General features: G+C 45.1%; 14 protein-coding genes and 2 rRNA genes. All 16 read left to right on the forward strand.

Features of this window, described 5'->3' with window-relative positions; genetic code table 11:
* Positions 1 to 812: ribosomal RNA gene (locus B4W65_RS15685) — 23S ribosomal RNA — on the forward strand; the annotation flags it as partial.
* 118 nt (positions 813 to 930) lie between these two features.
* Positions 931 to 1,041 (forward strand): 5S ribosomal RNA (rrf, locus tag B4W65_RS15690).
* Between the two features lie 753 nt (positions 1,042 to 1,794).
* The gene (locus tag B4W65_RS15700) at positions 1,795 to 3,240 is read left to right on the forward strand and encodes an ATP-binding protein (protein WP_088656123.1); all 1,446 of its coding nucleotides are present in this window, start codon (positions 1,795 to 1,797) and stop codon (positions 3,238 to 3,240) included.
* A gap of 184 nt (positions 3,241 to 3,424) precedes the next feature.
* Positions 3,425 to 4,087, forward strand: a complete 663-nt coding sequence (locus B4W65_RS15705; protein WP_088656140.1) for a DUF5020 family protein — start codon at positions 3,425 to 3,427, stop codon at positions 4,085 to 4,087.
* 17 nt (positions 4,088 to 4,104) lie between these two features.
* Positions 4,105 to 5,397, forward strand: coding sequence for an NCS2 family permease (locus B4W65_RS15710; RefSeq protein WP_088656124.1), 1,293 nt, complete (start codon positions 4,105 to 4,107; stop codon positions 5,395 to 5,397).
* Between the two features lie 338 nt (positions 5,398 to 5,735).
* Positions 5,736 to 8,180, forward strand: a complete 2,445-nt coding sequence (locus B4W65_RS15715) for an SLBB domain-containing protein (RefSeq protein WP_088656125.1) — start codon at positions 5,736 to 5,738, stop codon at positions 8,178 to 8,180.
* Between the two features lie 23 nt (positions 8,181 to 8,203).
* Complete coding sequence (locus tag B4W65_RS15720; RefSeq protein ID WP_088656126.1) at positions 8,204 to 9,346, forward strand: GNVR domain-containing protein; 1,143 nt, start codon at positions 8,204 to 8,206, stop codon at positions 9,344 to 9,346.
* A 21-nt stretch (positions 9,347 to 9,367) separates the two neighbouring features.
* Positions 9,368 to 10,780, forward strand: a complete 1,413-nt coding sequence (locus B4W65_RS15725) for a UDP-glucose 6-dehydrogenase (protein WP_088656127.1) — start codon at positions 9,368 to 9,370, stop codon at positions 10,778 to 10,780.
* 63 nt (positions 10,781 to 10,843) lie between these two features.
* The gene (locus B4W65_RS15730) at positions 10,844 to 12,376 is read left to right on the forward strand and encodes a lipopolysaccharide biosynthesis protein (RefSeq protein ID WP_394335462.1); all 1,533 of its coding nucleotides are present in this window, start codon (positions 10,844 to 10,846) and stop codon (positions 12,374 to 12,376) included.
* Positions 12,377 to 12,390: 14 nt separating this feature from the next.
* Complete coding sequence (locus tag B4W65_RS15735; protein WP_088656128.1) at positions 12,391 to 13,251, forward strand: SDR family NAD(P)-dependent oxidoreductase; 861 nt, start codon at positions 12,391 to 12,393, stop codon at positions 13,249 to 13,251.
* 17 nt (positions 13,252 to 13,268) lie between these two features.
* Entirely contained in the window at positions 13,269 to 15,008 is a 1,740-nt protein-coding gene (locus B4W65_RS15740; protein ID WP_088656129.1) for a thiamine pyrophosphate-binding protein, read from the forward strand.
* A 98-nt stretch (positions 15,009 to 15,106) separates the two neighbouring features.
* Positions 15,107 to 16,087, forward strand: coding sequence for a polysaccharide pyruvyl transferase family protein (locus B4W65_RS15745; RefSeq protein ID WP_158522871.1), 981 nt, complete (start codon positions 15,107 to 15,109; stop codon positions 16,085 to 16,087).
* Positions 16,088 to 16,095: 8 nt separating this feature from the next.
* Entirely contained in the window at positions 16,096 to 17,328 is a 1,233-nt protein-coding gene (locus B4W65_RS15750; protein WP_088656131.1) for a glycosyltransferase, read from the forward strand.
* 154 nt (positions 17,329 to 17,482) lie between these two features.
* Complete coding sequence (locus tag B4W65_RS15755) at positions 17,483 to 18,097, forward strand: acyltransferase (protein ID WP_088656132.1); 615 nt, start codon at positions 17,483 to 17,485, stop codon at positions 18,095 to 18,097.
* An 8-nt stretch (positions 18,098 to 18,105) separates the two neighbouring features.
* The gene (locus B4W65_RS15760) at positions 18,106 to 19,311 is read left to right on the forward strand and encodes a hypothetical protein (protein ID WP_088656133.1); all 1,206 of its coding nucleotides are present in this window, start codon (positions 18,106 to 18,108) and stop codon (positions 19,309 to 19,311) included.
* The gene (locus tag B4W65_RS15765; RefSeq protein ID WP_088656134.1) at positions 19,277 to 20,095 is read left to right on the forward strand and encodes a glycosyltransferase family 2 protein; all 819 of its coding nucleotides are present in this window, start codon (positions 19,277 to 19,279) and stop codon (positions 20,093 to 20,095) included. The genes B4W65_RS15760 and B4W65_RS15765 overlap by 35 nt, the downstream gene beginning before the upstream one ends.

Raw genomic sequence — 20,095 nt, forward strand, 5'->3', positions numbered from 1 at the left:
GTGAACCTTTACTGCAACTTAGCATTGATTTTGGGTAAGTGATGTGTAGGATAGGCCGGAGGCTATGAAGCGGGTCCGCCAGGATTCGTGGAGCCATCCTTGAAATACGGCCCTTTGCTTGCCTGGAGTCTAATCTGACAATGTTGGAGACATTGCTTGGTGGGTAGTTTGACTGGGGTGGTCGCCTCCAAAAGAGTAACGGAGGCTCCCAAAGGTACCCTCATGACGATTGGTAACCGTCAGCAGAGTGTAATGGTATAAGGGTGCTTGACTGTGAGACCGACAAGTCGAACAGGTTGGAAACAAGGGCATAGTGATCCGGTGGTTCCGCATGGAAGGGCCATCGCTCAAAGGATAAAAGGTACTCCGGGGATAACAGGCTGATCGCCGCCAAGAGCTCATATCGACGCGGCGGTTTGGCACCTCGATGTCGGCTCGTCACATCCTGGGGCTGGAGAAGGTCCCAAGGGTTGGGCTGTTCGCCCATTAAAGTGGCACGCGAGCTGGGTTCAGAACGTCGTGAGACAGTTCGGTCCCTATCTGTTGTGGGCGTAGGAGATTTGAGAGACCCTGTCATTAGTACGAGAGGACCGTGATGGACAAACCTCTGGTGTATCAGTTGTCCCGCCCGGGGCATAGCTGAGTAGCTACGTTTGGAAGGGATAAGTGCTGAAAGCATCTAAGCACGAAGCCTGTCTCAAGATGAGATCTCCATATAAGGGACGTTACAGACTATGACGTTGATAGGCTGCAGGTGTAAAGGTGGTAACATCAAAGCCGAGCAGTACTAATTACCCGAAACTTTCTGAGTAAGTATTTTATTGTGGTTTTTTCTTTTTCTTGAAGTGGTCAGTATGTCAGTCATCACGACTGCAGCCAAAAACAAAGGTTTTTGATGCTTGGTATCAAGCAGATGTGGTCGATAAATATTTAGGTGGTTACAGCGCAGGGGTCCCACCTCTTCCCATTCCGAACAGAGAAGTTAAGCCCTGCAGCGCCGATGGTACTGCGTAAAAGTGGGAGAGTAGGTCGCCGCCGATCTTTAGAAAAGGATATCAGCTTTGCTGGTATCCTTTTCTGCGTAGTAGGCCACCCCTCGGCCTGTGCTGCCGCCACTGCGCGGCCTCCCACTGCGCGGCCTCCCACTGCGCGGCCTCCCACTGCGCGGCCTCCCACTGCGCGGCCTCCCACTGCGCGGCATCCCACTGCGCGGCATCCCGCTCCGCTGCCTCCCGCTCCGCGTCGCCCCACTCCGCGTCGCCCACTCCGCGGCCTCCCAGGACTGAAGTCCTGNTCCGCGGCCACTGCTGCCTACCGCTGCGCTGCCTCCCGCTGCGCGGCCTCCCACTGCGCTGCCTCCCGCTGCGCGTCGCCCCACTACGCGGCCTCCCACTACGCGGCCTCCCAGGACTGAAGTCCTGGGTTACTATTAGCGCAGATTTTGTGCGCCCGGTGGGCGCGGACAGGTAACGGGACTGAAGTCCCGGCCTTGGGGCACCCGTGCCCCTGCGGCTGGGGTCGTCAAAGAAGGAGATGGCTGTGACCAGGGTCGTCAAAGAAGGAGAGGTCTGTGACCAGATACACCAAGAAGACAACCTCTATGACCAGACCTATCGAGGCTCTGCCTCGAGGGGACTTCAGTCCCCTTTTTTCCCCGTGCCCCTATGGGGCACACCGCTTCCTCCCAATCATNATGTTTCTTCCAGTTCAAAAATCCTCTATTATTGCGTATTTGTCAAAATAAGCCTATATTTATGAGCTTATTTTGTGTTTTCCGTGCATTAAGTGATTTTTATGGATAAATTAAATCTTATTCCTACCGATAAAATCGTTGGGCGCCTTCGTTTTGAAAATCCCTGGTGGATTAGTAAGGAAGTCCCTGAGATATATGGGGCTATGCCTAAGCGCTTGTATTTTGATTTGTTCTATCCCTATGTTGAGGATGTTTCTGTCCGTAGGGCCGTGGTGCTTATGGGGCCACGACGTGTGGGTAAAACAGTAATGCTTTTTCACAGCATTCAGGAACTAATTAGAAATGGCGTTAATCCTCAACGGATTTTCTTTGTAGCCGTAGATAATCCCATTTATGTGCATTTGGGATTGGAGGATCTGCTCAGCTTATGTATGGAAGCCCTTTGCCTCCCAAACCTTAATGGCTGCTATGTGTTTTTCGATGAAATTCAGTATTTGAAAGATTGGGAACGACAGCTTAAGATACTGGTGGATTCCTATCCCGACACGAAGTTTATTGTGTCGGGATCAGCTGCTGCCGCTTTAAGATGGCACAGCACAGAAAGTGGAGCCGGCAGACTGACCAATTTTATGCTGCCCCCACTTACTTTCCAGGAGTACATTCATTTAAAGAAGTTGGATCATCTGTTAACACAAGGGACTGTTGAGTATGGTGAGAACAGCCTCGCCTATGCTTTGACCCACGACATAAAGGTACTTAACAAGGAGTTTGTTAATTATTTGAATTTTGGGGGTTACCCCGAGGTGGTGTTGTCTGAAAAGATTCAGAGTGATATGGGCAGGTATGTAAAGAGCGACATTGTAGATAAGGTGCTTTTGCGAGATTTGCCTAGTTTGTATGGGATTAAAGATGTACAAGAGCTGAATCGGTTTTTCACTTACATCGCATACAATACAGGGAATGAATTTTCGTATGAAAAGATGTGCAGGGACAGTGGTATACAAAAAACCACTTTGAAAAAGTATCTGGAATATTTGGAAGCTGCTTTTTTAATTAAAGTCCTTAATAAGGTTGATGTTAATGCCAAGCGTTTCAAGAGGGTTACTGCGTTTAAGGTTTACTTGACCAATCCATCGTTACGTACCGCCTTGTTCTCACCGATTTCGGAAACCGATTCAGAAATGGGAAATATGGTGGAGACCGCGATTCTTTCGCAATGGATGCATCGTGAAAAACTGGATTTAACTTATGCCCGATGGAAAGAGGGTAGGAACGAAGGAGAGGTTGATCTGGTTTTGGTCGATGAAAAGAAATTTAGTGCGCTATGGGGGGTTGAGATTAAGTGGACCAATCGTTACTTCGATGTTCCCAAGGAACTGCATAGCTTGATTCAATTTTGTTTTGAGAATTATTTTGATAAAGCTTTAGTTACCTCTGTGGATAAGTTGGGCCTTAAGGTTATAGGAAATTTGCGCCTAACGTTTGTCCCCGCAGCGCTCTATGCTTATAATATTGGGGATATTACCTTAAGGATGAAGAACGGGTAGTAAGGGGGGAGTAACCCGGGGGTGAAACCCCGTTGGCACAAACCCTGGTTGGTATTATTTGCCGGCCGCATAATAGATGAGTTCTGTTGGTTATGGGATTTGTCAGCAAATAAGTCTCCGCAAAAATGTTACTTTTGTGGAAATTTTTTGTTGTCCTATTATTAACCTACAATTAAACTGTCTTATGAAAAGGTTTACTGCAGCCGTTTTGTTGGCTTTGGGCGTTACTTTTGCCGGAGCTCAAAATTTACAGGTACACTACGACTTGGGCGAGGACCGGAGTTATGTGACCACCACCCTGGAAATGTTTAAACCCGACCAGTGGGGAAGCACCTTCTTTTTTGTAGATATGGATCACGATACCGATTTTGGTAACTCAGTATCCTTCGCCTACATGGAAATCAGTCGCGCCCTTAAGTTTTGGGATTCGCCCTGGGCCGCTCAAATTGAGTACAATGGAGGAACTTATGTGAACAACGCCTGGTTGGCCGGTGCCCAATACACCTGGAACAACAGTGATTTTTCACGCATCTTTACGCTGCAAGGTTTGTTGAAGCACTTTTCGGCCCCGGAAGGTGGCGACGCAGAAACCGGATTTCAGTTGACCGGCGTATGGACCATGCACATGCTTGATGGCGCTCTGACCTTCAGCGGTTTTGCCGATTTGTGGAAAGAAGAAAAGAATTTTGGTGGAGAAGATACCGACTTCGTATTTCTTACCGAGCCCCAGTTGTGGTACAACTTTGGTGAGCATTTCTCAGCCGGTACCGAAATTGAATTGGCCAACAACTTTACCGCCGAAGGCTTTAAAGTGTGCCCCACTCTTGCTGTAAAATGGAACTTCTAAACTAAAAACCAAGCCTTATGTTGGAGAAGTTTTTTAAGTTAAAGGAAAACAAGACCACGGTACGTACCGAAATCATTGCCGGTATTACCACGTTTATGACCATGGCCTACATACTGGCCGTAAACCCCGATATTTTGTCGGTAACCGGCATGGATAAAAATGCCGTATTTACTGCTACTGCACTCTCTGCGGTAGTCGCCACCCTGGTAATGGCCCTTTGGGCCAAATTGCCCTTTGCCCTGGCGCCCGGAATGGGCTTAAACGCCTTTTTCGCCTTTACCGTAGTATTGGCCATGGGACACAGCTGGGAGTTTGCACTCACCGCCGTCTTTCTCGAAGGCATCATCTTTTTGCTTCTTACCGCCTTTAATGTGCGCGAGCTGATTGTCAATGCCATTCCCATGAACCTGAAACACGCCATTTCGGCGGGTATTGGCTTGTTCATCGCCTTTATCGGAATGCAGAATGCCGGCCTTATTGTGAAGAGCGACGCCACCATGATTACCCTCGGCAACATGGGAGAGCACACCATCTGGATCGCCCTCTTTGGTTTGATCGTATCCGGCGTGTTGTTGGCCCTGAAAGTCAAAGGCGCCCTGCTCATCGGTATCTTTGCTGCCGCCATATTGGGCATTCCGCTTGACGTTACCCACCTGCCCGAAGGCAACTGGGTAAGCATGCCTCCCTCTTTGGAGCCCATCTTCTTTAAGATCTCCTTTGCCGAAATATTCAGCACCGACATGCTGGTGGTCCTGATCACCTTCCTGTTTGTGGATCTTTTCGACACTGTGGGGACTTTGGTCGGCGTAGCCTCCAAAGCCAACATGATCGACAAAGACGGGAAATTACCCCGTGTTAAGCAGGCCCTTTTTGCCGATGCCGTAGGAACCACCACCGGTGCCCTGTTGGGAACCTCTACCGTTACCACTTACGTCGAAAGCGCCTCCGGGGTAGCCGAAGGCGGTCGTACCGGGCTCACCGCCCTGTCTACCGCCGGCATGTTTGCCCTGGCCCTGTTTTTCGCCCCCATCTTTTTGATGGTCCCCGGCGCAGCCACCGCCCCCGCCCTTATTCTGGTCGGTTCCTTCATGCTGTCGCCCATCCTTAAGATCAACTTCGAAGACTATACCGAAAGCATTCCCGTGTTTTTAACCGTTATTATGATGCCCCTGGCCTACAGCATTGCCGAAGGTATTGTATTTGGAATGCTCTCCTACGTAGTACTCAAACTCCTTACCGGACGTACCAGGGACGTATCCGTGGTTATGTACATCCTGGCCGTTTTGTTTTTGGCCAAGTTTTTTGTGTAAGACAGCATAATAAAACGTACATTTTTAAGAGGGATGCCAGACGCATCCCTCTTTTTTTTCACTTTTCAGAAAAATTGCACGTTATTTGTCCTGAATTACCGTTGTAGTAATAGGAGCGCCCATTCGTGGATGCAAAAGTGTTTGACATCAGCAGGCATAAAGGGTTTAATGGCTAAAAAAAGATGGCATAAGGTCTTTTTTACCTACCTTTGTGGCCTCATGTGACTGAGGGGCCGGAGGCGTGTTTGAGCCCAGGTCTATATGACTGCAAATCAGGCGCTTCGCTCGTGTTAGCGAGAGAGCTGTGCTGCATTTGATCTTTAATTTTTTTCAACAATATGCGAAAAATCAACATCTTGTTTTTCCGGATAATTATTATGTTAGGCGCATTGGCTTTTACACCTTTGCAGGGGCAGGGACTGGACGGCAACGACCTTTCGCGGGTTAAAGCCTCAGATGTAAGCGATGCCCAGTTAAAGACACTCCTGGAGCGAGGAGAAAGTGAAGGCATATCTCTGACCGAAGCCATGGAGCTGGCGCGTGCCCGCGGCATGTCCGCCTCCGTAGCCAATGAGTTGCTGCAACGCGCCCAGCGCCTGCAGCAAAGCACCGCAGCAGAAGAAGCCCGTGAATTAAGGTCTCGCTACGAAGCCCCCGACAGCCTCGCAACATCGCTTGATCTGGAAGCAGAGCTCGATTCGCCACAAGCCACAGAGCCCGCCGGTCCCCCCATCTTCGGCGCCGCCATATTCAGCGGCAAGCAGCCCTTTGAGCCCTCCATGAACATCCCCACCCCCGTCAACTATGTACTCGGAACCGGCGATGAGCTCGTTATCGACATTTGGGGCGCCACCACCAACCTGCATCAACTCATAGTAGCACCCGAAGGAACCGTAAAAATCGACAACCTCGGTCCCATATACGTGCACGGACTCACCATAGAGCAAGCCGAGGTTCGTATTCTCGACAAACTCAAGCAACTTTATCGTGGTCTGCACCCCGGCGACAGCAACGCCACCACCTTTGCCCGGGTAAGCCTCGGGCGCGTACGCAGCATCCAGGTCACCCTCATTGGCGAAGTAGAGCGCCCAGGCACCTACACCCTGTCCTCCCTCTCCACCCTCTTCAACGCCCTGTATATGGCAGGCGGACCCAACGCCATTGGCTCCTACCGCCAGATCGAAGTCGTCCGCAACAACAAGCAGGTAGCCACCATGGACATCTACGATATGTTGCTGCGCGGCGACCAAAGCGCCAACATTCGCCTTCAGGATCAGGACGTAGTGCGCGTAGCCACCATCAAAGGCCGGGTAGAAATTGCCGGTCAGGTACGCCGCCCCGGGCTCTATGAAATCATTCCCGGTGAGACCCTCGCACAGGTACTCGAAGCCAGTGGCAACTTCAGCGATACCGCCTTTACCCGGCAAGTCCGCATAGAGCGCAATACCGATACCGAAAAGGCCCTACTTACCGTAGCTGCCGGGGAGTTCAACTCCTTTGAGTTGAAAAACGGCGATTTTGTGGAAGTCGACAAATTACTCGATCGCTTTGAAAACCGCGTCAGCATCAGCGGCGCCGTGTGGCGGCCCGGCGACTATGAGCTTACCCAGGGCATGACCCTGCTGCAGCTCATCGAAAAAGCCCAGGGCGTAAAACCCGACGTGTTCCGTGGAAGGGCCGTAGTGAACCGACTCACCGACGATTTCGATTTCAGCATCGTTGCCTTCGACGTAGATGAAGTGCTCCAGGGTCGGGGACACGCCAACCTTCCCCTGCAGCCCGAAGATCAAATCATCATTAAAAGCATCCACGATATGCGCGAAGCCCGCAACGTATTTATCGGCGGCGAAGTGCAAGTCGGCGGATCGTATCAGTACCGCGAAGGCATGACCCTCGAAGACCTCATATTGAGTGCCGATGGCTTTAAGACCTCCGCCTCCGAAGCACGCATCGAAATCAACCGGCGCATTGTGGGCGAAGCAGCACCCACACAACGCGGCCACCAGCTCGCCGAGGTCCACCTTTTCAGCGTAGCCCGCGATTTGACCATGGATGCCGAAACCAGCAGCTTCGAACTGCAGCCCAACGACCGCATCTACGTACGTGCCCGACCCGACTATCAAGTGCAACAAAGCATACGCATCGAAGGGCAGGTTTTGTACCCTGGCGAATACATTCTCAGCGATCGCAACGAGCGCATTTCGGACCTAATTGAACGCGCCGGCGGTCTCACCAACGAAGCCTACACCAAAGGCGCCACCATGCTGCGGCATCGCGGCCAATTGGAGCGTGTTGAAACCGATGTGGCCCTAAGCCAGGATCTGGTGGTAGACGAAGACGGTAATGTGCAAAACCACATAGGCATTGACCTGCCCGCCATAATGGCCCAGCCCGGGAGCGACGAAGACCTCTTTCTTCGTCCCGGCGATGTGCTTCGGATACCCACCCAAATGCAAACCGTGAAAGTCCGGGGTGGCGTGCTGCGCGACTCCGAGATTCGACATAATACCGGGCGTCGTCTCAAATACTATGTACATCGTTCCGGGGGCTACTCCCAGACTGCCCGTCGCGGCAAAGCATACGTAGTATATGCCAACGGCGACGTAGCCACCCGCAACAACTTTTTGTTCTTTAAAGGCTCGCCCCGCATTGAACCGGGGGCCGAAATTGTGGTGCCCGAGAGAATTGAACAGCCGCCCATGACCCGCGGCGAGCGGATCTCCGTACTCAGCGCCGTGGTATCTATGACCGCCGTCGTCATCACCGCCATCAGCCGTTTCTAAGTCGAACCCCTGCCAATAAAGCCATGAGCACCAACAACGATACCCCACAAAAGGCCCTGCCCCCCATTGTCAAAGACGACGAGATCGACCTCGTAGCCCTCATGCTCCACATTTGGGGCGGCCGCGCCCTCATCCTAAAAACCATCGGCGTATTTGTGGTCCTGGGCCTCATCATCGCATTGACCAGTCCCGCCCGCTACACCGCCAGCGTTAAGCTCATCCCCGAGAGCAACAAAAGCATGAGTCTCGGTGCCCTGGGCGGCCTCGCCGCCCAATTTGGTTTCGGTGGAGTAACTAGCGGTGCCGAAGCCGGAGGCATTCCCCCCGACTATTACCCAGAGATCGTTAAGAGCGTGCCCTACCTCAAACTTTTGATGCAACAAAGTTTTGATCTGCCCCAAACCGGTCCGGTAACACTCTACGACTATTATCACGAGCACATGCAAGGCTCCTTCATCGGCAGCGTAAAAAAATACACCATCGGACTTCCCGGTGTCATCATGGCTTGGATCAAAGGCGAACCCGAAGAAATTGTTGCACCCACCGACAGCGCCAGCGCTGTAGTCCGACTGAGCGAAGAAGAACGGGAAGTCCTCGAATGGTTGCAAGAGTCTTTAACCCTCTCCATCGGTAAGGAAATCGGCATGATCACCCTTTCTGCCGAAATGCCCACCGCCGAACTCTCCGCTGAAGTCACCGGCTATGCCGCGCAACTCCTGAGTGAGTACGCCATCAGCTACAAGACCGATAAGGCACGCGAAGACCTCGCCTTTGTGCAGGAACGCTACGCCGAAGCCGAAGAACGCTTCGAAACCGCCCAGGAAGCCCTGGCCCGTTTCAGGGATTCGAGTCACGGCTCACTTACCGCCCTGGCCCAAACGAGGCAAGAGCGTTTGCAAAGCGACTACGACCTGGCCTTTAATGTGTACAAGGCCCTGGCCCAGCAGTTGGAAGAAGCCCGCCTGAAACTGCAGGAAGAAACCCCCGTGGTAAAAATTATAGAACCCGCCGTAGTGCCCGACGAAAAAAGCGCCCCCAAGCGCAAGATGATCATGATCGTCTCCGTATTCTTAGGCGGTTTTGTGGGCATCGGACTGTTGTTTGGACTGATGCTGTGGGGCAATCTGAAAGGACAAATAGGTGCCTATACCCAGGCACAAGAATAATATTTAAAAGCTTACAGTATCATGAGCAAGGAGCTAAAAGTAAAACACATTGCCTGCATCGGCGCCGGCTACGTTGGCGGTCCCACCATGGCCGTTATTGCCCAGAAATGCCCCGACATAAAAGTGACCGTGGTAGATATGAATGAACAGCGCATTGCCGCCTGGAACGATGCGAACCTCGACAACCTGCCCATATATGAACCCGGTCTGGCCGAAGTCGTTGCCGAAGCCCGCAACCGCAATCTGTTTTTCAGCACCGACGTGGACGGTGCCATCGCCGCTGCCGATATGATTTTTATTTCGGTGAACACCCCCACCAAGACCTACGGCATAGGTAAGGGCATGGCAGCCGACTTAAAATACGTAGAGCTCTGCGCCCGACAAATAGCCCGGGTAGCCACCAGCGACAAGATCGTGGTCGAGAAATCGACCCTGCCCGTACGCACCGCCCAAAGCATACGCACCATATTGGATGCCGAAAACAAAGGCCTGCAATTTCAGGTGCTTTCCAATCCCGAATTTCTGGCCGAAGGTACCGCCGTACAAGACCTGCATCAGCCCGACCGCGTACTCATCGGCGGGGGACAAGACCAAGCCGGTCAGGCCGCCGTTCAAGCCCTTGTGGACATCTACGCCCGTTGGGTCGATCGTGAGCGCATCATCACCACCAACGTTTGGTCGTCCGAACTCTCCAAACTCACCGCCAACGCCTTCCTGGCCCAGCGCGTATCGTCCATCAACGCCATCTCCGCCCTTTGCGAAAAGAGCGGTGCCGATGTAGATGAAATTGCCCGCGCGATAGGAAAGGACAGCCGCATCGGCCCCAAATTCCTTAAAGCCTCCGTAGGCTTCGGCGGCAGCTGTTTCCAGAAAGACATCCTCAACCTGGTGTACATTGCCCGCAGCTACGGCCTCACCGAAGTCGCCGACTACTGGGAGCAAGTCATCAAAATGAACGACTACCAGAAGCGCCGCTTTGCCGAGAACATCGTAAGTAAGCTCTTCAATACCGTGAGCGGCAAAAAAATCGCCATCCTCGGCTGGGCCTTTAAAAAGGACACCAACGACACTCGCGAAAGTGCCGCCATATACGTAGCCGACTACCTGTTGAACGAGCAGGCCGAATTGTGGGTGTACGACCCCAAAGTTAAGGCAGAACAAGTGTATGCCGATTTGGATTACCTAAACACCCGCAGCGAAGCAGAAAACCGCCGTTTGGTGAAAGTAGTCAACGACCCCTACCAAGCCATGGACGACGCCCATGCCGTTGCCATCCTTACCGAGTGGGATGAGTTCAAAACTTACGACTGGCAGAAGGTATATGAGGGTATGAAGAAGCCAGCGTTTTTGTTTGATGGGCGGAATGTGGTTTCGAGCCCTGCCTTATTGGGCCTTGGCTTTAAGTATATAGGAATTGGACATTGTGTTTCCTAAAAATTGGTTTTCTCTTTCATTCCAAAAATCTCCTACACGAACTATATATTGGTTATTTTTTAAATGACTTCGTCAGAGAATAACAAGCGTATTGCTAAAAACACCCTGATGCTGTATGTAAGGCAGATACTGACAATGTTAGTTAGCCTTTATACGGTGAGAGTTGTTTTAGATGTGCTCGGAGTTGAAGATTACGGTATTTATAGTGTTGTTGGAGGTATAGTTTCATTCTTTTCTTTTTTGAGTGGAACTATGGCTTCCGCCACACAGCGTTTTTTTTCTTTCGCACTTGGACAGAATGACTTTGGGAAGTTAAAGCGGACTTTTACTGTTAACTGGGTTGTGTATGGAGCAATTGCTTTAATCGCTTTGATTTTTCTTGAAACTTTAGGACTTTGGTTTGTTAATGATACTTTGCAAATTCCTTCTGAAAGGTTTGGTGCAGCTAAATTAGTGTTTCATTTTTCCGTATTAACTTTTATTGTTACAATATTACGGACTCCTTTCATGGCCATTATTATTGCTCATGAGGATATGCAAATTTATGCCTATGTGTCCATATTGGAAGTGACACTGAAATTGCTTGTAGTATTTCTATTGGTTTATTTGCCATGGGACAAGCTTGAGATTTATGGTGTACTTGTTTTTTTAGTTTCCACTATAACATCTTTAACTTACATCCTTATTAGTTTCAGGAGATATAAAGAATGTCAATTACGTGCTTTTTATTGGGATAAGTTGTTGTTTAAGGAAATTATTGGCTTTACTGGATGGACGCTGTTTGGTCAGATTTCAACTGTTTTCAGAAGCCACGGAATTACCATTCTCTTAAATCAGTTTTTCAGTCCAGTTGTAGTTGCAGCGAAGGCTATTTCAACAAATATTACCAGTCAAATTAATGTCTTTTCGAATAATTTTAATGTAGGTCTTTATCCTCCAATAATCAAATATTATGCTGCAGATAATAAGGAAGATATGTTTGCATTAGTTTTTAATGGGTCAAAGATTACATTCTTTTTAATGTGGGTTTTTGCTTTGCCTCTTTTCCTTGAAATGGAAGCTATTCTGACAATTTGGCTAAAGGAGCCGCCCCCTTTTTCCGTCCTATTTACCCGGCTGGCTTTAATAGAAGTGTTGATTAATTCAATCAGTTTACCGCTAACCACTGCAGCGCGAGCGCCGGGGAGGATGAGGCTGTATGAATTAACTCTGGGAATGCTGCAGATTTCTATTTTTATTTTGGCTTTGATTGCATTAAGATTTGATGCACCTGCATACTCGGTGTTTGTTATTGCCATTCTTGTGAATATATTGATGTTCGCAGTAAGGTTGTTTGTTTTGCGAGGGTTGATACAGTTAAGAATAAATCAGTTCATTTCTCAAGTTGGCCTGCCCATTGTTTATGTTGGATTGCTGTCCGCAATCCCTTCTTATCTTATCCACTTTCACTTACCTACAGGGTTTGTATATTTGGTTTTGTCTGTGGTGATAAGTGTATTGTTATCATCCTGCTGTATGTATTTCATTGGATTCGACAGAGAAATTAGAAACAAACTCAAGAAGATAGTTGCTAGCCGTGTTGCTAGTTTTTTCTAAAGTGATTTAGGGTTATGATTAATTTATTGCGGATTGTCACTAAAGTACGAAAGGCTATACGATTCTTGCATAGTGTATACAGGAGTGGTGGGTATTCTACAGTTAAAGTCCAAAATGTTAGTTGTGGTGATAGACTTGATGGCAAGCGTGTCTTGATTACCGGTGGTGGCTCAGGAATTGGTTTATGTATTGCGAGAAGTTGTCTAAATGAAGGAGCTTATGTTGTGATTACTGGGCGGAATGAGTCTAAATTGATGCAGGCAAAGAGTGAATTAGATAGCCCGTACTTGAAGACGCTTGTTTGGGATGTTGGAAATATTAAAGAAATAAATTCTCGACTAGCAGAGGTGAGGTCTCTTTTTGATGGAGATATTGATGTTTTAGTGAATAACGCTGGGGTAATGTCTGTCGAGCAGTTTGGGGGTATTGAAGAGGTTGAATGGGACAATGTGTATGCTGTTAATTCTAAAGCCGTGTTTTTTCTAACACAGGCAATTGTCAAAGAATGGACAACACAACCGTTCCATAATAAATATAAAAAGATTTTAAACATTTCCTCCCAAGGAGGGTTTATTGGTGCTGTTTATCCATATCGTATGACTAAATGGGATGTTGCTGGATTGACTAAAGGTCTAGGGTTGTTGTTAGCTCCTAAGGGTATTATTGTGAATGGTATCGCCCCTGGTATCGTTGCTACAGATATGCAGGCAAAGGCATATATGGAAAGAGATAATCTTTTTACCAATTTGAATCCTATTAATAGGGTCGCATTGCCTGAAGAAATTGCGGAGTTAGCTTTGTTTTTAATTAGTGATTCTGGTAATTTTATTGTTGGTCAAACAATAATATGTGATGGAGGATATACTTTAAAATAGAAGTTAATATAGTTACTATGTCAAAATATTATACAGAAGAGAGGAATGCTCTCATCCTTATTGCTTTATTAAAAGAACATGGGATTAAACGAGTCATTGCATCACCAGGCTCCACGAATATATCTGTTGTAGAGAGTTTAAGATATGATGACTACTTTGAGTTGTTTTCTGCTGTTGATGAACGTTCAGCTGCATATATGGCATGTGGCCTAGCGTTTGAAACAGGGGAGCCTGTCGCGCTCAGTTGTACGGGAGCTACCTCAGCAAGGAACTATTTTCCTGGACTTACCGAAGCATACTACCGCAAGCTACCTGTTTTAGCAATAACCTCGACTCAGGCCGTTGCTAAAGTTGGGCACTTGATCGCTCAAGTAATTGACAATAGTGTAATTCCCAATGATGTAGTAAAATATAGTGTTACCTTGCCTATCGTTAAGGATGAAGATGATTTTTGGGATTGTGAGGTAAAAGTTAATACGGCTTTATTGGAGTTGACGCGTAATGGAGGAGGACCTGTTCATATTAATATTCCGACTACTTACAATAGGTCTTTCCAAGAGAAATCTTTACCTAAAGTGCGCTGCATTGGAAGGATATCTCCAAGTTCAGTCTTCCCAGAGTTACCAATAGGCAAGATTGCGATTTTTATGGGTACAGTTCCCAAATGGAGTAGAGAAGAGTCAATACTTATAGATAAGTATTGTGAAATAAATAATGCTGTTGTCTTTTGTGATCACACCAGTAGCTATAAAGGAAAGTTTCGTGTTAACATGGCTCTTGTTGGTGGTCAAAAGAGCTATTTAAGGACTAATGTTACACCTGATTTGACCATATATGTTGGTGAAATGACTGGTGATTACTATAGCCTAGCACTTCAAGGGAAGGAAGTCTGGAGAGTGAGTGAGGATGGTTTGATTAGGGATACATTTAGGTCCCTTAAGTATGTATTCGAAATGTCAGCTAGTTATTTTTTTAATCATTATTCTAAGAACCGAAAAGTTGTACCCAATATATACCTTGATATTTGTAATAGGGAAATTGATCGTATTTCGAATAAAATTCCTGAGCTTCCGTTCTCGAATGTCTGGATTGCATCAAGATTAGCACCCCAAATCCCAGAAGATTCTGCAATTCATTTTGGGATTTTAAATAGTTTACGGTCTTGGAATTTTTTCAAGATGTCTAGTTCTGTTACTGGAATATCAAACGTTGGGGGATTTGGGATTGACGGAAATTTATCTGCTTTAGTTGGAGCCTCGTTGGCTAATTCTAAGAAGATTTATTATGGTGTTGTGGGTGACCTAGCATTTTTCTACGACTTAAATTCAATTGGGAATCGGCACGTCGGAAATAATCTTCGAATTTTGTTGGTTAATAATGGAAAGGGCACAGAATTTAGGCTTGGTGTTCACCCAGCGTTCCAAAACGATCAGAATGCAGATGAATTTATAGCGGCAGCTGGTCATTTTGGAAACAAATCGAATACCCTTGTTCGACACTATGCGGAAAATCTTGGTTTTGAGTATATTTCAGCGTCAGACAAGCAGCAGTTTGAGGGTGTTTACAAACGATTTGTTGCTTCGGATATTACCGAAAGGCCTATTTTATTTGAGGTCTTTACTGATGGTGATGATGAAAACGAAGCTCTTGAAATAATCCTTAATTTGGAGCAGGGGATTAAAGCAAATGCTAAAAGAATCGTCAGGAATACTCTTGGTGATGGAGGTGTAAATTTTTTAAAAAGAGTACTCAAGTAATCGTTTTGTTTTACTCTAATGTTTTTCATATGAGGTTTCTTTCTACCATACGGACATTGTTTTTAATACTGGTTTCTTTTAAACCTAAGATCTTTATAATGGCACATCCTACTCATCCAAATCTTGGGGACCAAGCCCAATTGATGTGTACAGAAAGCTGGTTGAAAGACAATTTTCCTAAGCATCACGTTTTTAATATTGGGACTTTTACACGGACGCTTTGTATTTATAAACCTTTAGGTGCTGTTTTTTATTCCTTTTTGTTTTTGTGCTCCTACTGCATATTAAAATTAAAGGTTAGGAAAAGTGACTTGTTTATTGGACATAGTGGGTATCTGATGATTGATCATCATCAAGGGTGGAAGATGTTTACTGATGTCATTAGGTTTTTCCCTAATAATCGGGTTATTATTTTTCCGCAGACTATTAATTTTTATACTCCGTTTATCAGAAAATATGTTAGTGAAGTCTTTAATAAGTCCAGGAATGTTGTTTTGATGTGCAGAGATGAGGTTTCTTTTAAAAATGCAGAAACTTTATTTCCTAACATTAAAATTATGCTAATGCCGGATATTGTGACTACTCTAGTTGGGAGAAAGCGGTTTGAGAATGATAGAAATGGTGTTTTGTTTTGTTTGAGAAACGATTTAGAAGCTTTCTATAAAGAGAAGGATTTAAATGATCTAATAATAAAATTTCAAGGGAAACCTATAAAGAGAATTGATACGACATTGGATGTGACTGATTCTTATATGCGATCTCATCGCAACGAGCTAATTTGGAGTACTATAGAGGATTTCTCAAAGTTTCAGGTAGTAATTACAGATAGGTACCATGGAACAATTTTTGCAGTAATTGCTGGAACTCCAGTTGTTGTGCTAAACTCTACTGACCATAAACTCAGTAGTGGGGTGAAATGGTTCCCTGAGGAGTTTAGCGACATGGTTTTCTTTGCAAATGATTTGGAAGAAGCGTACAGCATCTCAAGTGAGTTGGTTAGCAAAAAGGTGGATCACCATAGGATTGCTCCTTATTTTTGGGATAATTATTACAAAGGTCTTAAAGATGTTTTATTCTAATTTGCCTTATGAGGGTTCTTTGGTTTACTAATACATCGTCACTTTTTGGTAAGAGTTCTAGCTCCTATAACGGAGGGGGCTGGATATCGTCACTTGAATCAGAGTTGAGAAAAGTGGAAGGTGTCGAACTTGGTCTTGCGTTTTTTCATCCCGATGAGTTTTTCAAGGTGCGCCAAAATGAAAGCACCTACTATCCGATCTCGGCTAAAGCTGGTTTTTTGGGCAAAATTAGATATAAGTTTTGCAGAAAAAAAAGAGATAGTTTTGATGTTCTAGAATTTCTAAAGGTGGTAGACGATTTTAAACCTGATGTCATTCATATTTTTGGTTCAGAACGTTCATTTGGATTGATTAAGGAGAAAACGCACATCCCCGTTGTTTTGCACCTGCAAGGGATCTTGAATCCCTATTTGAATGCATGGTTCCCTCCGGGATATAGCTTTAAGGATTTGTTTTGTACTTTTAATTTGCCATATGCTGTTCGTTTGATAAAGTCTTATTTGCTGTTTAAGGAGAGTGCCTTTAGGGAGAGTAAGATTCTTTCAAGTATTGAATTTTTTCTTGGTAGAACTAAATGGGATGAACAGCTTACCAAATTGTACTCTCCGAATTCTCGCTATTTTTATGGAAGTGAGATCTTAAGAGATGTTTTCTATAAGGCAGAACCATGGTCTTTCAAGGAGAAGGGCTGTTTTGTCATAACTACCACAATTTCTGAACCCTTATATAAGGGTTTGGATTTAGTTTTGAAAACTGCTAAAATTCTGAAGTATTTACGGCCGTCATTTTTATTCCAATGGAATGTTTATGGTAACGTACAACTTTTTCATGCTGAACGAAAAAATGGAATTCATTCAGAGGAGGTTAATATTTCGTGTGAAGGAGTTGTTACTGCTGAAGTATTGGTCCAACGAATTCAGGATTCGGATTTATTTGTTCATCCATCATATATAGATAACAGTCCCAATAGCGTTTGCGAGGCACAGTATCTAGGGATTCCTGTTGTTGCTACCAATGTTGGTGGAGTATCCTCGTTAATCGATAATGAAGTAACTGGAATCTTGACTCCAGCTAATGACCCATTCTCTATGGCAGCAACTATTATAGAGCTTTCTGAGGATTCGCAAAAGATGGCTGTGATTGGAGCTGAGTCTAGACGAGTAGCAATTAGAAGACATGACAAAAAGAGCATTGTAAATTCATTGATTGAAGTTTATGATGTACTCCAGCACCCTCAATAGGCGATTATTCTTTAAGTAGATATATGATAATCTGTGTTTTTTTTGGATGAGTTAGGATTCTGGTCTCCAAGAAATTGTCGTGTGTTGTTTGATTTGTCATGGTCTTTCCCTGTTTTATCTTTATCAATAGACCTTTTCTAATACATTAATTATTTTGAGAAGTATTTTCAAAGAACTTTTAAGAGGTTTAATTTTTTTCGAGTGGCTCGATTGGTTGTTCAATAGGGTTTCCTTGAAGCTAAATAGAGTTGCCTTTTGTAAAGGGTTGGTTATAAATGGTCGAGTCTATATAAGGAATAAGGGTGTTTTTAAAGTTGGACGTAACTTTAGATTAAATAGCGGAATTCGCCATAATGTAATTGGAGGAGATTCTCGTTCCAATTTTATAGTTGAGAGAGAGGGAAAACTAATTATTGGGCATTTTGTTGGGATATCCAATTCAACATTTATTTGCCATGATTCAATTACAATCGAAAACTCTGTTTTGATAGGAGGGGGTTGTAAATTCTATGATACAGATTTTCATTCTATTGTTCCTTCTGAGCGGTTGCAACCTTATTTGAACGGGATGTTGGAGACTTCATATGGGGCAAAATCTGGTCCTATATTAATCAAGGAAGGAGCGTGGATTGGAGCTCATTGTATCTTATTAAAGGGAGTGGAGATAGGTAGAAACGCGGTGATTGCAGCGGGCAGTGTTGTGAGTAAGAGCATACCAGAAAATGAGATTTGGGGTGGCAATCCGATTCGGTTTATTAAAAAGATTTAGGGGTATTGATGTTGAGTGAGATTAAACAAAGGAATCCTTTCCGTCATTTTTTGGTGCTAGTTCTTATACTTGTCTCTGGCTCTCCAGGGGTGTATGGGAATCCATTGAATTACATTTTTCTATTTTCTATACTTGTTTTCTGGCCGATCTTTCATGGAAAGTGGTTTTTTTTTCTGTCGCCACTGTGGGACATGTTGTTTTTTGGATTCGTTTTTATCATTATCACTTTCTGTCATTTTTTTGTTTTCGGAATCGCCTCCTTTCCAGGTCTTTTTAATAACCTTCTTAAGCTTCTATCCTTTAGTATGGTTGTTTTTTTTCTTAAAGGTGAATTCAAGTATGTTTATTTTGAGATACTTTTTTATTTAAGTTTAATTGGTCTGTTTTTTTGGGTGTTTTACTTGGCAACAGGGATGTCCTTTGATGTTACATCAAGCCAGGACATCTTTAATAGTATTATAGTTTGGAATGTTCGAGAAGGGGAGCTGAGAAATAGTGGCCCATTTTGGGAGCCAGGTGCATATAGTGGATATCTAATGCTGGTACCTTTGTTTTTTTTAAATGAGAAGCATTTTTTTCGTGAACATTCATTTAAAACTGCGGTTCTTGTTTTAGCTTTGCTGTCAACACTGAGCACAACAGGGTATGTGGCCTTTGGGATTTATTTGGTGTACGTAGGTTTACGGAGTAGATATTGGGTTTTGGTTTTCCCTGTTTTTGTTTTGCTTTTTTGTTTTGCGTTTCTTAAACTTGATTTCTTGCGAGATAAATTCTTAACAGAATTGCAAAGAGTTCAAACGCTGGATGGAGGGTATCATGGGCAGCGGTTCGCCGTTTTGGTTTTTGACCTTCATTATATTTTTAAACATCCGTTGATTGGGAATGGCTTTCTTGATGTGACTAGGTATCTGGATCATCCTGATGTGTTATGGGGTTTGCGTAGTGGTGAATTAGTGGGACACGGGAATGGCTTGTCAAATTTTATTGCCAGTATGGGACTTATAACCTTCGCGGTTTATATTTTCTCCATAATCAGAAAGAATTTATTTGTCTTGTCTAGATCCGATCTAGTTTTTTATATTGGGATGATTATTCTTCTTTTAAATGGAGAACAGTTTCTATATTATCCGATCTTCTTGGGTCTGCCATTTTTAAGTTTAAAAGTAAAAAATCGGACTAATGATCACATTAGCAGTCCTATTAACAATTCATAATAGAAAGGACAAGACATTGGAGTGTCTCAGGGCGCTTTTCAAATGCGACTTGCCTAGCAATATTGTTCTTGATGTTATCATTACGGATGATGGAAGCGATGATGGATCAGGGGATGCAGTTAAGAAGTGTTTTCCGCAAGTTTCTGTTTTAAAAGGGGATGGCACTTTGTTTTGGAATAGAGGGATGTTGAACTCTTGGGTGTCCGCGTTAAAGATTGGATATGATTTATTCTTGTGGTTAAATGATGATACCATTCTTCAGCCGTATGCCATCAACGCCTTAGTGCAAGGTCACATTAGGCATCATAAAGCTATAATTATTGGTGCTTCAGCAGATCCCTTGAATGAGAGTGTTATTACATATGGTGGTCGCAGGAAGGCACGTAATTATCCAATGGTTACTCCATCATTGACAAAGGACGTCTTATGTGATACGTTTAATGGCAATATAGTTCTTGTCCCTCAGTTTGTTGTGAATGAAATTGGAATTTTGGATTCGTACTTTAGGCATTCTTTTGGGGATATTGAATATGGATTGCGTGCTAGCAAATATGGTGTGCGTTCAGTATTAGTCCCAGGGATTGTTGGTTTCTGTTCGCGTGATGTTGTTGTTCCTGTTTTCAGGCAGAAAGGCCGTTCTCTTATTTCAAGATACAAACTGCTTTACTCACCACTAGGCTATAATCCCTTTGAAGAGTATTATTTGAATCGTAAGTACTTTTCTTTTTTCAAGAGTATTTGGTGGTTCCTGAAGATCCATATGAATGTACTATTTGTAAAGTGA

Source organism: Geofilum rhodophaeum (assembly GCF_002210225.1).
GTDB lineage: Bacteria > Bacteroidota > Bacteroidia > Bacteroidales > Marinilabiliaceae > Geofilum > Geofilum rhodophaeum.

Excerpts from the sequence above, each read along its gene's own strand:
- B4W65_RS15700 (WP_088656123.1), top strand. The coding sequence starts at position 1,795 with ATGGATAAATTAAATCTTATTCCTACCGATAAAATCGTTGGGCGCCTT.
- B4W65_RS15705 (WP_088656140.1), top strand. The coding sequence starts at position 3,425 with ATGAAAAGGTTTACTGCAGCCGTTTTGTTGGCTTTGGGCGTTACTTTT.
- B4W65_RS15710 (WP_088656124.1), top strand. The coding sequence starts at position 4,105 with ATGTTGGAGAAGTTTTTTAAGTTAAAGGAAAACAAGACCACGGTACGT.
- B4W65_RS15715 (WP_088656125.1), top strand. The coding sequence starts at position 5,736 with ATGCGAAAAATCAACATCTTGTTTTTCCGGATAATTATTATGTTAGGC.
- B4W65_RS15720 (WP_088656126.1), top strand. The coding sequence starts at position 8,204 with ATGAGCACCAACAACGATACCCCACAAAAGGCCCTGCCCCCCATTGTC.
- B4W65_RS15725 (WP_088656127.1), top strand. The coding sequence starts at position 9,368 with ATGAGCAAGGAGCTAAAAGTAAAACACATTGCCTGCATCGGCGCCGGC.
- B4W65_RS15730 (WP_394335462.1), top strand. The coding sequence starts at position 10,844 with ATGACTTCGTCAGAGAATAACAAGCGTATTGCTAAAAACACCCTGATG.
- B4W65_RS15735 (WP_088656128.1), top strand. The coding sequence starts at position 12,391 with ATGATTAATTTATTGCGGATTGTCACTAAAGTACGAAAGGCTATACGA.
- B4W65_RS15740 (WP_088656129.1), top strand. The coding sequence starts at position 13,269 with ATGTCAAAATATTATACAGAAGAGAGGAATGCTCTCATCCTTATTGCT.
- B4W65_RS15745 (WP_158522871.1), top strand. The coding sequence starts at position 15,107 with ATGGCACATCCTACTCATCCAAATCTTGGGGACCAAGCCCAATTGATG.
- B4W65_RS15750 (WP_088656131.1), top strand. The coding sequence starts at position 16,096 with ATGAGGGTTCTTTGGTTTACTAATACATCGTCACTTTTTGGTAAGAGT.
- B4W65_RS15760 (WP_088656133.1), top strand. The coding sequence starts at position 18,106 with ATGTTGAGTGAGATTAAACAAAGGAATCCTTTCCGTCATTTTTTGGTG.
- B4W65_RS15765 (WP_088656134.1), top strand. The coding sequence starts at position 19,277 with ATGATCACATTAGCAGTCCTATTAACAATTCATAATAGAAAGGACAAG.